Annotated in this window: 15 protein-coding genes and 1 pseudogene; 8 read left to right on the top strand and 8 right to left on the bottom strand. The window is 64.0% G+C overall.

Annotation, left to right across the window (positions count from 1 at the left end; genetic code table 11):
• Nucleotide 1: 1 nt before the first annotated feature.
• Nucleotides 2–751 (bottom strand): 3-oxoacyl-ACP reductase family protein, encoded by a 750-nt coding sequence (locus ACIQUS_RS10725; RefSeq protein ID WP_403046520.1) that lies wholly within the window; start codon nt 749–751, stop codon nt 2–4.
• A gap of 123 nt (nt 752–874) precedes the next feature.
• On the opposite strand from ACIQUS_RS10725, the gene ACIQUS_RS10720 reads away from it, so the two are divergent.
• The gene (locus ACIQUS_RS10720) at nt 875–1,804 is read left to right on the top strand and encodes a LysR family transcriptional regulator (protein WP_403046518.1); all 930 of its coding nucleotides are present in this window, start codon (nt 875–877) and stop codon (nt 1,802–1,804) included.
• A gap of 66 nt (nt 1,805–1,870) precedes the next feature.
• Here the strand turns inward: ACIQUS_RS10720 and ACIQUS_RS10715 are convergent, their stop codons facing one another.
• Complete coding sequence (locus ACIQUS_RS10715) at nt 1,871–2,353, bottom strand: transcription elongation factor GreAB (RefSeq protein WP_403046516.1); 483 nt, start codon at nt 2,351–2,353, stop codon at nt 1,871–1,873.
• Between the two features lie 4 nt (nt 2,354–2,357).
• Nucleotides 2,358–2,747 carry a hypothetical protein gene (locus ACIQUS_RS10710; RefSeq protein ID WP_403046514.1) on the bottom strand — a complete coding sequence of 130 codons (390 nt, stop codon included), beginning with the start codon at nt 2,745–2,747 and terminating at the stop codon, nt 2,358–2,360.
• Between the two features lie 120 nt (nt 2,748–2,867).
• Between ACIQUS_RS10710 and earP the strand changes: the two genes are divergently transcribed.
• The gene (gene earP, locus ACIQUS_RS10705; RefSeq protein ID WP_403046512.1) at nt 2,868–4,001 is read left to right on the top strand and encodes an elongation factor P maturation arginine rhamnosyltransferase EarP; all 1,134 of its coding nucleotides are present in this window, start codon (nt 2,868–2,870) and stop codon (nt 3,999–4,001) included.
• Between the two features lie 48 nt (nt 4,002–4,049).
• On the top strand, nt 4,050–4,619 hold the full coding sequence (gene efp / locus ACIQUS_RS10700) for an elongation factor P (RefSeq protein ID WP_403046510.1): 570 nt from the start codon (nt 4,050–4,052) through the stop codon (nt 4,617–4,619).
• A 59-nt stretch (nt 4,620–4,678) separates the two neighbouring features.
• Here efp and ACIQUS_RS10695 read toward each other — a convergent pair whose 3' ends face one another.
• From ACIQUS_RS10695 to ACIQUS_RS10685, 3 genes are all read right to left on the bottom strand, one after another.
• Complete coding sequence (locus ACIQUS_RS10695) at nt 4,679–5,107, bottom strand: organic hydroperoxide resistance protein (protein ID WP_403046507.1); 429 nt, start codon at nt 5,105–5,107, stop codon at nt 4,679–4,681.
• A gap of 126 nt (nt 5,108–5,233) precedes the next feature.
• On the bottom strand, nt 5,234–5,695 hold the full coding sequence (locus ACIQUS_RS10690) for a MarR family winged helix-turn-helix transcriptional regulator (RefSeq protein ID WP_403046505.1): 462 nt from the start codon (nt 5,693–5,695) through the stop codon (nt 5,234–5,236).
• Between the two features lie 57 nt (nt 5,696–5,752).
• Nucleotides 5,753–6,706, bottom strand: a complete 954-nt coding sequence (locus tag ACIQUS_RS10685; RefSeq protein WP_403046503.1) for a LysR family transcriptional regulator — start codon at nt 6,704–6,706, stop codon at nt 5,753–5,755.
• Between the two features lie 111 nt (nt 6,707–6,817).
• On the opposite strand from ACIQUS_RS10685, the gene ACIQUS_RS10680 reads away from it, so the two are divergent.
• Nucleotides 6,818–7,567, top strand: a complete 750-nt coding sequence (locus tag ACIQUS_RS10680) for a sulfite exporter TauE/SafE family protein (protein ID WP_403046500.1) — start codon at nt 6,818–6,820, stop codon at nt 7,565–7,567.
• On the opposite strand, the gene ACIQUS_RS10675 is transcribed toward ACIQUS_RS10680, so the two are convergent.
• Nucleotides 7,557–8,411, bottom strand: coding sequence for a LysR substrate-binding domain-containing protein (locus tag ACIQUS_RS10675; protein ID WP_403046497.1), 855 nt, complete (start codon nt 8,409–8,411; stop codon nt 7,557–7,559). The genes ACIQUS_RS10680 and ACIQUS_RS10675 overlap by 11 nt on opposite strands.
• A 97-nt stretch (nt 8,412–8,508) precedes the next feature.
• Here ACIQUS_RS10675 and ACIQUS_RS10670 point away from each other — a divergent pair, with 97 nt between their 5' ends.
• The gene (locus ACIQUS_RS10670; protein ID WP_403046494.1) at nt 8,509–8,739 is read left to right on the top strand and encodes a DUF1127 domain-containing protein; all 231 of its coding nucleotides are present in this window, start codon (nt 8,509–8,511) and stop codon (nt 8,737–8,739) included.
• A gap of 58 nt (nt 8,740–8,797) precedes the next feature.
• Nucleotides 8,798–10,039 carry a winged helix-turn-helix domain-containing protein gene (locus ACIQUS_RS10665; protein ID WP_403046491.1) on the top strand — a complete coding sequence of 414 codons (1,242 nt, stop codon included), beginning with the start codon at nt 8,798–8,800 and terminating at the stop codon, nt 10,037–10,039.
• Here ACIQUS_RS10665 and ACIQUS_RS10660 read toward each other — a convergent pair.
• On the bottom strand, nt 10,020–11,366 hold the full coding sequence (locus ACIQUS_RS10660) for a class II 3-deoxy-7-phosphoheptulonate synthase (RefSeq protein ID WP_403046488.1): 1,347 nt from the start codon (nt 11,364–11,366) through the stop codon (nt 10,020–10,022). The genes ACIQUS_RS10665 and ACIQUS_RS10660 overlap by 20 nt on opposite strands.
• 129 nt (nt 11,367–11,495) lie before the next feature.
• On the opposite strand from ACIQUS_RS10660, the gene ACIQUS_RS10655 reads away from it, so the two are divergent.
• Nucleotides 11,496–12,251 carry a spermidine synthase gene (locus tag ACIQUS_RS10655; RefSeq protein ID WP_403046485.1) on the top strand — a complete coding sequence of 252 codons (756 nt, stop codon included), beginning with the start codon at nt 11,496–11,498 and terminating at the stop codon, nt 12,249–12,251.
• 322 nt (nt 12,252–12,573) lie between these two features.
• A pseudogene (locus ACIQUS_RS10650) lies at nt 12,574–14,269 on the top strand (DEAD/DEAH box helicase).
• Nucleotides 14,270–14,330: the final 61 nt, after the last annotated feature.

The raw sequence follows: 14,330 nt of genomic DNA, 5'->3' as shown, positions 1-14,330 counted from the left end.
ATCAGGCGGCAAAGCCACCGTCGATGGTCAGGCTGGCGCCAGTGATGTACGCCGCTTCCGGGGACGCCAGGTAGGCGACGAAACTGGCGATTTCCTCGACTTCACCGTAACGGCCCACCGCCATGAACCCCATCAGGCTCTCGGCGAATTCGCCCTTGGCCGGGTTCATGTCGGTATCCACAGGGCCGGGCTGCACGTTGTTGATGGTGATGCCCAGCGGACCGAGGTCGCGGGCCAGGCCACGGGTCAGGCCGACCAGTGCCGACTTGCTCATGGCATACGGGCCGCCGCCGGCGAACGGCATACGCTCGGCATTGGTGCTGCCGATATTGATGATACGTCCGCCCTGGCCCATATGCCGGGCCGCGGCCTGGGTGGCGACGAAAACGCTGCGCACATTGACCGCCAGGGTGCGGTCGAAATCCTCCAGATCGAACTCCAGCAGGGGGGCGACCGCCAGCACGCCTGCGTTGTTGACCAGGATGTCCAGGCCACCGAAGGTGGCCACCGTCCGCTCCACGGCCTGTTGCACGGCGCGGGCGTCGGCACTGTCGGCCTGGATGGCCAGGGCTTTGCCGCCGTTGGCGATGATGCGCTGTTGCAGGTCTTCGGCCTGGGCCGTGGCGTTGGCGTAGGTGAAGGCGACACTGGCGCCTTCGGCGGCCAGGCGCTTGACGATGGCGGCACCGATGCCGCGTGATCCGCCCTGGATCAGGGCAACCTTGCCGGTGAGGCGGGTTTGAGTCGACATGTTGTGCTCCCGAAAGAACAAGGCCGGATGCCTTGGATGGGGCTCAGTATCGATGGCGCATTACCCGCTGGGTAGCCGGTAATCGCTATAGTCTGTGTAAACCAGAAGTATGGAATCGAGCCCGTGGAAACCTTCAGCAGTATCGAATGCTTCGTGCGCAGCGCCGAAGTCGGCAGCTTCGCCGAGGCCGCCCGGCGCCTGAGCCTGACCCCGGCGGCGGTGGGCAAGAACGTCGCTCGCCTGGAGGCGCGCTTGGGGGTTCGGCTGTTCCAGCGCAGCACCCGGCGGCTGACCCTGACCGAGGCTGGCCAGCGTTTCCTGGGCGAGGTCGCCAGCAGCTTCCAGACCATCCAGCATGCCGTGGCCAACCTCGCCAGCGCTGAAGGGCAGCCGGCGGGCACCTTGAAGGTGAGCATGGGTACAGTGTTCGGACGCCTGTATATCGTGCCGCTGCTGGCCGAATTCCTGCGGCGCTATCCTGCCATCAGCCCGGACTGGCATTTCGATAACCGCCAGGTCGACCTGATCGGCCAGGGCTTCGACGCCGCCATTGGGGGTGGCTTCGACCTGCCCCAGGGCGTGGTGGCGCGAAAACTGACCCCGGCGCACCGGATCCTGGTGGCTGCCCCGGCGTTTCTCGAACGCCATCCGCCGATTCAGCGGCCGTCCGACCTCAAGGAACTGGACGGCATCTTGATCCGCTCACCTCAGACCGGGCGAGTGCGTTCCTGGCCGTTGACCAGTCGCCAGCAGGAGCAAAGCCCGTTGAACCTGCGCCTGCGCATGACCATGAGTGATTCGGAGGCCGCCTGTGGCGTCGCCCAGCAGGGGTTGGGGGTGGCACTGGTGAGCATGCCGTTCGCCGTGCCTTACCTGCAGGCGGGCAGCCTGGTGCGGGTGCTGCCGGACTGGTATGTGGATGATGGCAACATTTCCCTGTATTACGCCGAGCACAGGCTGTTGCCGGGCAAGACCCGGGCGTTCATCGACTTCATCATCGAGCAGTTTGCCGCGCAGGGGCTGGCGCGGCGGTTCGATGCGCTGGGGATTTGAAAGGCATCGCGGGGCAAGCCCGCCGGTAGGAGCGGGCTTGCCCCGCGAAGAGGCCTTGAGGTCGTTTCACTCCGCTGCGACCACGACAAAGCACCGGGGTACGCCACCTAATAGCAGACTGACCTCTTCATCCTCACGTTTTCCCAGCAGGCATTGCCCCAAAGGCGAGCGTGGGGTAATTACCGTGATCAACTGCTCACCCTTACCGATCTTCAAACCCGCGCCTTCCGGCCCGAGAAACAGCCGCTGGCAACTGCCATTCTCCGCCTCCAGGGTCACCAGGTTGCTGACCTGGATGCCGCAGGCCGGGTCGTAGTCGCGCAGCACCAATTGCTGGAACGCCTTGCGTGCCTGACGGATCTCTTCCATGCGCCGGGCTTGTCCGGTGGCCAGGTAGGAGGCTTCCAGGCCCAGCGTGTCGTACTTGTTCTCGGCGATATTTTCTTCGGCGGTGGCCGCTTCATAGGCGGTTTGCGCGGCGCGCTGGACCACCTCCAGGTCGGCGCCCAGGGCGTCGATGATGCGTTGCAGCAGGTCGGCTTTGTTCATGGCGTCAGTTGCACAATTCCAGGACGAGGGCACGACTCCTTTCGGTCGGAGCGGTGCGGTTCTGTTGCAGCCAGAACTGGCAGTTGGGGTTGGACAGGTTATGCACGCTGCTTTCGGCTTGTTCCCGGGCTTGCTGCAGTTCCTGTTTGCGCAGGGTCGCTTGGTATTGCTCGAACATCTGGCGCTGTGGATCGGATTGCGTCAGCGGGGCAATCGGGACGGTTGCCGGTGGGCTCAGCACCTGGCCCAGGGGTTGTACCGCTTCAGGCAGCAGGCGCCCGGCCAGCCACAGGCTCAAGGCAATGGCGACGGCACCGAGCCACAGGCCCAGGGCAACGCACAGGATCAACTGCACAGGCTTGAGGGTGATTTTCAGTTCGCGAGGGCGGGGCATGATGGCCTCCTGGCCGGGACGGAGGCCCATTGTCGCATGCCGCAACGGGTTTTTTTCGTGCCACGCTTTTGTCTGCGATGATTTACCCGGACAATCGGCGCTTTTTCCAAGGGGCCAGCGATGAAAGCGAACTGGGACATCTTCTGTTGTGTCGTCGACAACTACGGCGACATCGGCGTGACCTGGCGCCTGGCCCGGCAGCTGGTGGCCGAGCAGGGGGTTGCCGTGCGCCTGTGGGTGGATGACCTCGGCGCCTTTGCGCGCATCTGCCCGCAAGTCGATCCCCTGGCGGCTCAGCAATGGCAGCAGGGCGTCGAAGTCTGCCACTGGCTGGCGGACTGGCAGCCGACGCCGGTCGCCGATGTCGTCATCGGTGCCTTTGCCTGTCAGCTGCCGGCCGCGTACGTGCAGACGATGCTCGACTGTGAGCGTGCGCCGTTGTGGCTGAACCTGGAATACCTCAGCGCCGAACACTGGGTCGAAGGCTGCCATGGCTTGCCATCGCCGCAGCCCAACGGCCTGCGCAAGGTGTTTTTCTTTCCGGGCTTTACTGCCAGGACCGGGGGATTGCTTCGCGAGGCTTCCCTGCTGGCGCGGCGCGAAGCGTTCGAGCAGGACCCGGCTGCGCGCCAGGCCTTTCTCCAGCGCCTGGGGGTGACGGCAGCCGAAGGCTCGCGCCTGATCTCGTTGTTCGCCTACGAGAACCCGGGCCTGGGCAGTTGGCTCGATGCGCTGGCGGCCGACAGTCGTGCCAACCATCTGTTGGTGCCCGAGGGGCGTATTCTGGGGGACGTGCAGGCCTGGCTGGGCGAGGGCGCCCTGCAGGTGGGCAGTGTGGCCACCCGTGGCGCCCTGACCGTGCATATCCTGCCGTTCGTCAGCCAGGATGAGTACGACCAGCTACTCTGGTGCTGCCACTTCAACGCCGTGCGTGGCGAAGACTCGTTCGTGCGTGCGCAATGGGCGGGGCGTCCGCTGCTTTGGCACATCTATGTGCAGGAAGAATACGCCCATTGGGAAAAACTCGAGGCGTTTCTCGATCACTACGTCGAGGGGTTGTCGCAGCCGGCCAAGGCGGCCATCGTCGATCTGTGGCGCGCCTGGAACATGGACCGCGACATGGGTCAGGCCTGGCGACAGGTGCTTGAGCACTGGGACGAGCTCGACCGGCATGCGCGCCGCTGGAGCGCCGTTCAGGCCGCTCAGCCGGACCTCGCCACGGCGCTGGTACAGTTTTACCGAAATTGGCTATGATACGCGGCCTCGATTTTTGTAAATCCATCCAAATTCGGATATCACGTAATGAAAACTGGTAAAGAACTGAAACCCGGTACCGTACTGCGGATCGACAACGACCCGTGGCTGGTTCAGAAAGCTGAATTCACCAAGTCGGGCCGTAACAGCGCGATCATGAAGACCAAGCTGAAGAACCTGCTGACCGGTTACAAGACCGAAACCGTTTACGGTGCGGACGACAAGCTGGACGACGTGATCCTGGATCGCAAAGAAGCGACCCTGTCGTTCATCAGCGGTGACTCCTACACCTTCATGGACACCACCGACTACACCATGTACGAACTGAACGCCGAAGACATCGAGGCCGTTCTGCCGTTCGTCGAAGAAGGCATGGAAGACATCTGCGAAGCCGTGTTCTTCGAAGGCCGCCTGGTGTCGGTAGAACTGCCGACCACCATCAGCCGTCAGGTTGTCTACACCGAGAACGCTGCTCGCGGCGACACCTCGGGCAAGGTCATGAAACCTGCCAAGCTGAAGAACGGCACTGAAATCAGCGTTGCTGACTTCATCCAGATCGACGAGTGGATCGACATCGACACCCGCGACAACAGCTTCAAGGGCCGTTCCAAGAAGTAATTCTTGCGCCCACGAAAAACCCGGCCTTGGCCGGGTTTTTTTATGCCTGGGATTTACCCTCAGACCGTGACGTGCAAGCGCACATCAACGTTGCCGCGGGTCGCGTTGGAGTAAGGGCAAACCTGGTGGGCTGCGTCTACCAGCGCTTGCGCCTCGGCTTGTTGCAGGCCTGGCAGGTTGATGTTCAGGTCGATATCCAGACCGAAACCGCCAGGGATCTGGCCGATGCCGACTTTGGCGGTGATCGAGCTGTCGGCAGGCAGCGCTTTTTTCTGCTGGCCGGCAACGAACTTCAGGGCGCCAATGAAGCAGGCCGAGTAGCCGGCGGCGAACATCTGTTCGGGGTTGGTGCCTTCACCCCCCGCGCCACCCAGTTCCTTGGGGGTGCTCAGCTTGACTTCGAGTTTGCCATCGCTGGAACGCGAGCTGCCGTCGCGACCGCCGGTGGATGTGGCTTCGGCAATGTAAAGCGGAGTGACCTTTTGCATCTTGAGCCTCGCTTGAGTGTTGCGCCGCGGCGCTGAGTGGGTATGGGGATTAACTTAGCGTGCAATTATTTAGTGCGCAAGTTAATTTTCGGCCACAGGTTCAAACGGCCACTCACAGCATAGACGTCAGAGGCTTTTTTGCAGGTTGGCGCGCAGTTCCAGCAACTCGGTCTGCAGCTGTTGCAGGCGTTCAACGGTTTGTCCGCTGGCCGCCAGGATGCAGGGTGGAACACGCTGGGCCCGGGCGTGCAGGGCGCGGCCCTGGTCGGTCAGGTGGACCAGCACCACCCGTTCGTCTTCACGGCTGCGGGTGCGCTTGAGCAGACCCTCGGCTTCAAGGCGTTTGAGCAGGGGCGTGAGGGAGCCCGGATCGGTCAGCAGGTGATGACTGATCTCGCCCACGGTCAAGCCGTCCTGTTCCCACAGCACGAGCATCGCCAGGTACTGTGGATAAGTCAGGCCCAGCGCCTGCAGCAGCGGCTTGTAGACCTTGGTCATGAGCAGCGAAGTGGAGTGCAGGGCGAAGCACACCTGGTTGTCCAGCAGCAGTTCGTTACCAGGGGCGGGGGCTTTGGTGTCGGCGTTCATGCGGGTCCTTGATCAATTGATCCTTTGAATTTAGCACGCTGTTCATTAGTGCGCTGATTACCAGCGCAGCCCGCTTTGCAGCGCAAGGTCCCAAGGCGGCACCGGGCTGAAGCGGCTCTTGAGGAATTCGAGCAGCAAGCGGCTGCGAGAGTTCGTTTCATGTTCCAGGCGCAGGGCGTAGATGCCGCTGGATTCGGCGGCCGGCAAACCGTTTTCGCAGAACAGCGGTAACAGCTCGCCGCGCAGCAGGTAGTCGCTGATCAGCCAGGTGGGCAGATGAGCGATACCCAGGCCCGCCAGAGCGCCGAACAGCAGGGTTTCGGCATTGTTGGCGCTCATGCGCATGCGGGTCGGGCGATACAGGCGCATCTGGCCTTCGCTGGAAAAGCGCCAGGCGAAAGGTGGAGCCAGGCCATCCCAGTCCAGCCCGTCGTGTTCCGGCAGCTCGACCGGGGTGGCAGGAATACCGCGAGCGGCCAGGTAGGCCGGGCTTGCACAGGCGACGCGGACCATATAGGCCAGGGGCGTGGCCACCAGGCGGGTGTCGGCCAGGGGCCCGGCGCGCAACACCAGGTCTACTTCGCCCAGGTGCGAGCCGTGCAGGTCGACAAAACTGTCGATCAGGCGCAACTGCACGTCGAGCCCGGGGTAGGCCACCAGGAAGTCGGCGATGGCCGGTGCCAGGTGGCGGCGACCGAAGGCGGCCGGGGCATCGATGCGGATCAGGCCTTCCGGGGCATTGCTCAGCGACACGGCCTCGGCACGCGCCAGGCGCAGTTCTTCGACGATGCGCCGGGCGCGTTCGGCGAAGGCGTTGCCGGCCGGGGTCGGGCGCACGGCGTGGGTGCTGCGGATGAACAGGCGGCTGCCGACTGCACTTTCCAGCGCATCGATGCGCCGTGCCACGGCAGATGGGGTCAGCGGGTGGCGGCGGGCGGTGGCGGAGAAGCTGCCGGTTTCCAGTACATCCAGGAACAGGCTCAGTTGTTCGGTCAAGGCGTCAGGGTTCATGTGCCGTCGTCTGCTTTTGCGTAAATGGCACAGCCATTGTGCGTTGCTGTGCGTTTCCCCGCTAGCACCAGATCAGTAGCATGCCCGAATCGGATTTCGTCAGAGGTGGCAATGATCGAATGGGTGATGTACATAGCGCTGGGCGCGGCACTGGGCACGGTGGGCGGGCTGTTCGGCATTGGCGGCGGGCTGATTGCGATCCCGGCGCTTGGCGTGCTGTTTGGCCTGGACCAGCAACTGGCCCAGGGCACGGCCCTGGTGATGGTGGTGCCCAACGTGCTGCTGGCGCTGTGGCGCTATCACCAGCGTAAACGCATCGAACTGCGCCATGCCTTGCCGCTGGCGGCGGCCGGCTTCGTTTTTGCCTGGCTCGGTTCGATCTGGGCGGTGGGGGTCGATGCCCAGGCCATGCGGTTCGGCTTCGTGCTGTTCCTGGTGGCGCTGGCGGCCTGGAATGTGGCGCGCATGTTCATGGGCGCGGCGCAGCCGAGCAGCGAGATGCGCCATCCCTGGCCCTGGCTCGGTGTGCTCGGCGGTGGTGCCGGCGTGCTGGGCGGCCTGTTCGGGGTGGGCGGGGCGGTGGTGGCAACACCGGTGCTGACCAGCGTTTTCGGCACCACCCAGGTGGTCGCCCAGGGGTTGTCCCTGGCCCTGGCGGCGCCCAGCACGGCCGTGACCTTGTTGACCTACGGCTTGCACCAGCATGTGCAGTGGAGCATGGGCATTCCCCTGGCCGTGGGCGGTTTGCTGAGTATCAGCTGGGGGGTGAAACTGGCTCATGCCCTGCCGGAAAAGGTCCTGCGTTCACTGTTCTGCGGCTTCCTGGTGCTCTGTGCGGTGATGCTCGCGTTCAAGATCTGAAGCCTTCGGCAATGTAGTCGGCCATGCAGTCGGTCATCGGCGACTGGCTGCTGTTGTTGCGCAGCAACATGATGCTGGCGGTGGGCAGTCCCGGCAGGCCTTCGGCCTCGCCGATCACCCGCAGTTCACTGGTGATCAGGCTCTGCAACTGCGCCGTAACCGCCAGTCCGGCACTGACCACCGCCATGATCGCGGCAGTGCTGGCGCTGGTGTAAGCGATGCGGTACTCCTTTTCGATCGCATCCAGGGCGTTGCAGGCCCAGGTGCGGCAACAACAATCGGTGTTGTACACCGCCAGCGGCAGTGGATTGTGCTCATGGGGGCAGAAGCCCTGGGCCTGGACCCACACCGCCCGCTCGCGGCGCAGCAACTGACCGACCTCATGGCCGGGCTCGCAGGTGATGATGGTCATGTCCAGGTCCTGGCGCTGGATCAGTTGCCGCGAGCTTTCGCAATGGACCTCCACCTGGATCAGCGGGTAGGTCTGGGCGAAGCTGGAGAGAATGCCCGGCAAAAAGCGCATGGCGTAGTCGTCCGGGGTGCCGATGCGCACCAGCCCGACCATGTGCGGCATGCGCAGGGTGTTGAACACTTCCCCATGCAGTTTAAGGATGCGCCGGGCATAGCCCAGCAGGACCTGGCCCTCGGCGGTCAGGCGCACCTGGCGGCCATCGCGCTCGAACAGCTGGCGCTGAATGATGTCCTCCTCCAGGCGCTTCATCTGCATGCTCACCGCCGACTGGGTGCGGTTGACCACTTCGCCGGCGCGGGTGAAGCCGCCGTGTTCGGCAATGGCCACGAAGGTGCGCAGGACCTCGGAATCGATACTCTGGTACTGGGACAAGGCATCAATCTCCTAGATGTGTTGCATCAGGAACATTCGTTGGATTGATCTTAGTACCGGGCAGAGACTGACGTCATCCAACACGGAGGGTAAGTCGATGAAAGGTCAGAAAGGTTTTGTCCTGATGCATCCCCAGCCTCACCACGGCGGGTTTTCCCACCTGATCCACGGCGCTGTCGAGCAACTGGCGCGCTGGCGCCAACTGCATGCCCAGCGCATGGAACTGGCGCGCCTGAGCGATGCGGCGCTGCACGATATCGGCATGAGCCGTGCCGATGTCTGGCAGGAGGTGGAACGCCCATTCTGGGATGACCCGCTGAAAAAATGAGTCGCGCCAGGGAGGTGCCACGACTACTGTTGGTGGGCCTGTTCACAAGGAGCCGGACATGCCCACTACACAGTCCTTTTCCCAGGCTCAAGCGCGTCGCCTGGCCCTGGCTGCCCAGGGCTTCGGCAATCGCCAGGCCGGCCCCGCCGTTCGTGCAACCCAACTGGGCCGGATGATCGAGCGTCTGGGCGCGCTGCAGATCGATTCGGTCAATGCCCTGGTGCGTTCGCACTACCTTCCACTGTTTTCCCGTCTGGGCAGTTATCCACAGGCACTGCTGGACCAGCTCGCCTGGGGAAGCAATCGTCAGCGCAAACTGTTCGAGTACTGGGGGCATGAAGCTTCCTTGCTGCCGCTGCAACTGTATCCCTTGCTGCGTTGGCGCATGGAGCGGGCACGCCAGGGGCAGGGCATTTATCAACAGTTGGCGCGCTTTGGTCGCGAACAGCAGGCGACCATTGCCCGGGTGCTGGCGGCGGTTACCGAGCAGGGGGCGTTGGGCGCCGGCAGCTTGTCGACCCGCCAGGAGCGCGCCGGCCCCTGGTGGGACTGGAGCGCGGAGAAGCATGCACTGGAATGGCTGTTCGCCGCCGGTCTGGTCAATGTGGCCGGGCGCCGGGGGTTCGAGCGGCTGTACGACTTGCCCGAGCGGGTGCTGCCTGCGGCCTTGTTGCAACAACCGGCCATGAGCGAGGACCAGGCGCAGCGCGGGCTGTTGTTGCACGCTGCGGGCGCGCTGGGCGTGGCCACCGGGAAGGACCTGCGTGACTACTTTCGTCTGGCGCCAACAGACAGTAGCCTGCGACTGGCCGAGCTGGTCGAGGAGGGCACGCTGCAGGTCTGTTCGGTGCAGGGCTGGTCGCAGCCGGCCTATTACCAGGCGTGCGCACGTCTGCCGCGCAAGGTCGCCAGCAGCGCCTTGCTGTCACCCTTCGATTCGCTGGTGTGGGAGCGTGACCGCACCGAGCGCCTGTTCGACTTTCGTTATCGCCTGGAAATCTACACCCCCGCGCACAAGCGGGTGTACGGCTATTACGTGCTGCCGTTCCTGCACAACGAACGGATTACCGCCCGGGTCGACCTGCGTGCCGAACGCGCCGAGGACCGACTGGCGGTACACGCGGTGCATGAAGAAGCGACGGGACTGGATGAGGCGGGGATGCAGGCCCTGGCCGACAGCCTGTGGCGCATGGCCGCCTGGCTGGGCCTGGCGCGGGTGCAGTTGAACTGCCCGCAGGCGAGCGCCGCACGCCTGCGCGTGGCGCTCGCCTGCAGTGCCTTCAGCGCCGGACCTGCTTGAGGGTCTCGGCAATCAGGAAGGCCAGCTCCAGCGACTGATCGGCGTTCATGCGCGGGTCGCAGTGGGTGTGGTAGCGGTCCGACAGGGCGTCCTCGGTGATGGGCCGGGCGCCGCCGATGCATTCGGTGACGTTCTGCCCGGTCATCTCGATGTGGATGCCGCCGGCATGGCTGCCTTCGGCCTGGTGCACCTGGAAGAACTGTTTGACCTCGCTGAGGATCTGCGCGAAGTCGCGGGTCTTGTAGCCGCTGCTGGCCTTGATGGTGTTGCCGTGCATGGGGTCGGAGCTCCACAGTACCTTGCGCCCTTCGCGCTCGACCCGCTGGATCAGCCGTGGCAGGTGCTCGCCGACCTTGTTGGCGCCCATGCGCACGATCAGGTTGAGGCGGCCCGGGTCGTTGTCCGGGTTGAGCACGTCGATCAGGCGGATCAGCTCGTCGGTGTCCATGCTCGGACCGACCTTGACGCCGATGGGGTTGTTGACCCCACGCAGGAACTCGACGTGGGCGCCGTCGAGCTGGCGGGTGCGGTCACCGATCCATAGCATGTGCGCCGAACAGTCGTAGTAGTCGTTGGTCAGGCTGTCGCGGCGTACGAAGGCTTCTTCATAGTTGAGCAGCAGGGCTTCGTGGGCGGTGAAGAAGCTGGTTTCCCGCAGTTGCGGCGAGCCGTCCATGCCGCAGGCGCGCATGAAGGCCAGGGTTTCGTCGATACGGTCGGCCAGCTGGCTGTATTTTTCCGCCAGGGCCGAGTTGGCGATGAAATCCAGGTTCCATTTGTGCACCTGGTGCAGGTCGGCAAAGCCGCCCTGGGCAAAGGCGCGCAACAGGTTGAGGCTGGCGGTGGACTGGTGGTAGGCCTGCAGCAGGCGCTCAGGGTCCGGCACCCGGCTTTTTTCGTCGAAGCCGATGCCGTTGACGATGTCGCCCCGGTAGGCCGGCAGGGTCACCCCGCCGATGGTCTCATCGCCCGCCGAGCGCGGCTTGGCGAACTGCCCGGCCATGCGCCCGACCTTGACCACCGGGCAGCCGGCGGCGAAGGTCATGACGATTGCCATCTGCAGCAGTACCTTGAAGGTGTCGCGGATCTTGGCAGCGGAAAACTCGGCGAAACTTTCGGCGCAATCGCCCCCTTGCAGGAGGAACGCCCGGCCCTGGGTGACCTCGGCAAACTGTCGGCGCAACTCCCGGGCTTCGCCGGCGAAGACCAGCGGCGGATAGCTGGCCAGGGTCTGCTCGACCTTGTGCAGGTGCTCGGCGTCGGGGTAGGTCGGTTGTTGCTGGATCGGCAGGGCACGCCAGCTGTCAGGACTCCAGGGTTGCTTCATCACGGGCTCGGTCTTGTCGTAGAAGGGCTGCCTGCCATCTTAACAGTTGCCGCGCGCCTTGTTGCACTGGCGCCATTGACGGACAATGGCGGTTTTTGCCTGGGGTAACGGCGTGTGCCGGGAGACAGCATGACAGAGGAACGGGTGGAGCGGCTGCTGGCCCAGGTGCAGGATGAGTACGGCACCATCAGCGTGCTGGAAGTCGAGGACTATCGTTTCCTCGAATTCGGCGAGGCCATCGAGCAGAGCTGCGTGTTTACCGCCGACCCGAGCTGGCTGGAGTACGACTACACCCGTGCCATGCTGATCGGTGCGCTGTGCCACCCGGAGCCTGAGAGCGCGCTGTTCCTCGGTCTTGGCGCCGGTACCCTGACCCAGGCCTGCCTGAAGTTCCTGCCGCTGGAGGATGTCGAAGCCATCGAGCTGCGTCCCGATGTGCCGCGCCTGGCCATCGAGTACCTGGGGCTGGACGACGACCCGCGCCTGTACATTCGTATCGGTGATGCGGTGGAGCTGCTGGACACTGCCGAGCCGGCCGACCTGATTTTCGTCGACTTGTATACCGACCACGGCCCGGGTGTCGCTCACCTGGCCTGGCGTTTCCTGGAAAACTGCCAGAAGCGCCTCAATCCCGGTGGCTGGCTGGTGATCAACCAGTGGGCCGGCGATGACGGCAAGCCCCTGGGGGCGGCGCTGCTGCGCGGGCTTTACCATCGGCACTACTGGGAGTTGCCGGTCAAGGAGGGTAACGTGATCCTCATGGTCCCGGCCGACCTCGACCAGACGCTCGATCTGGAGGGCCTCAATGCCCGCGCCCAGGCCCTGGCGCCACGCCTGGGCTACTCCTTGCAGTCGTTGATTGACACGCTGCGGCCGGCGTCCTGAGCCGGGTTGTCGGGCCGGCGGCGGATAATCGATTCAGCCGCCAGCCCCATCACCATCCCGGGCACCGTCGAGACGGGGCCTGGGGCTTGTGCGTTGCAATAAAAAAATCTCCCGTAAATGGCGAATTCAGGTATAGTACGCGCCGGTCTTTTACCGGACCTCGTTTAAGGTGTGCAATTCCCCGAAGCCAGCTTCGGCTGCGCGTCCGCCCCGCGGACTCTCCTTGACGTTCCTATTTTTCTTCAATCGTTTTCGCAAATCCCCGCCGACAAAGCTGCCAGGGTGACCTTCGGGTCTTACAAGGCATGTGCAGCTTTGGAGCATGGGTCTTTGCGGATGCACTTAGAGGCAGACCCATGACCCAGGAAACCGGCGGCTTCGCCGCTCTCGATCTTCATCCGAGCATTGTTGCTGCAGTGCTGGCCACAGGCTACGAAGAGCCATCGGCCATTCAGCAGCAATCGATCCCGATTATTCTCGCCGGTCACGACATGATCGGTCAGGCGCAGACAGGTACCGGTAAAACCGCTGCCTTCGCACTGCCTATCCTGAACCGCATCGACCCGAGCAAGCGCGAGCCGCAAGCCCTGATCCTGGCGCCAACCCGTGAGTTGGCGCTGCAAGTTGCCACCGCATTCGAAACCTACGCCAAGCAGATGCCGGGCGTAACCGTGGTGGCCGTGTACGGTGGTGCCCCGATGGGCCCACAACTGAAAGCAATCCGCAATGGCGCGCAAATCGTCGTTGCTACCCCGGGCCGTCTGTGCGACCACCTGCGTCGCGACGAAAAGGTCCTGGCGACCGTCAACCACCTGGTGCTCGACGAAGCCGACGAAATGCTCAAGCTGGGCTTCATGGATGACCTGGAAGTCATCTTCAAGGCCATGCCGGAAAGCCGCCAGACCGTTCTGTTCTCGGCCACCCTGCCAGCCTCGATCCGCGCAATCGCCGAGCGCCACCTGCGCGAGCCGAAGCACGTCAAGATCCAGAGCAAGACCCAGACCGTCACCGCGATCGAACAAGCCCACCTGATGGTCCATGCCGACCAGAAGGTGTCCGCTGTCCTGCGCCTGCTGGAAGTGGAAGAGTTCGACGCGCTGATCGCCTTCGTGCGTACCAAGCAAGCCACCCTGGACCTGGCCAGCGCCCTGGAAGCCAAAGGCTACAAAGCCGCTGCGCTGAACGGTGACATCGCCCAGAACCAGCGTGAGCGCGTGATCGACTCGCTCAAGGATGGTCGTCTGGACATCGTCGTCGCCACCGACGTCGCTGCCCGTGGTCTGGACGTACCGCGCATCACTCACGTGTTCAACGTCGACATGCCGTACGACCCGGAATCCTACGTTCACCGTATCGGCCGTACCGGCCGTGCCGGTCGCGAAGGCCGTGCACTGCTGCTGGTCACCCCGCGTGAGCGTCGTATGCTGCAGGTTATCGAGCGTGTGACCGGTCAGAAGGTTGCCGAAGTTCGCCTGCCGAACGCCCAGGCCGTTCTCGATGCGCGCATCAAGAAGCTGACCAACAGCTTGGCACCGCTGGTTGCCGACGCTGAGTCGACCCATGGTGATCTGCTCGATCGCCTGACCGCCGACATCGGTTGCAGCCCACGTGCCCTGGCCGCGGCCCTGCTGCGCAAAGCCACCAACGGTCAGGCCCTGACCCTGGAAGCGGTGGAAAAAGAGCAGCCGCTGGTGCCGACCTACACCCCGCGTGAGCGCACCGGTGAGCGTCCGGAACGTGGCGAGCGTGAGCGTCGCGCGCCGATGCCGCTGGCTGAAGGCCGTGCCCGTTGCCGTACCGCGCTGGGTGCGCGTGACGGTATCGCCGCCAAGAACCTGTTGGGCGCCATCCTCAACGAAGGCGGCCTGGCCCGCGAAGCCATCGGCCGCATCCAGGTGCGCGACAGCTTCAGTCTGGTCGAGCTGCCGGAAGAGGGCCTGGAGCGTCTGCTGGCCAAGCTCAAGGACACCCGTGTTGCCGGCAAGCAGCTGAAGCTGCGCCGCTACCGCGAAGACTGATCCGCGAGCGATAAAAAAATCCCCGACTGGTTCGGGGATTTTTTTTGCCTGTGGGAACGGG

It is taken from the genome of Pseudomonas sp. NPDC090755, from assembly GCF_044769005.1.
Taxonomy (GTDB): domain Bacteria; phylum Pseudomonadota; class Gammaproteobacteria; order Pseudomonadales; family Pseudomonadaceae; genus Aquipseudomonas.
This window is presented reverse-complemented; position numbering and strand designations above follow the sequence as displayed.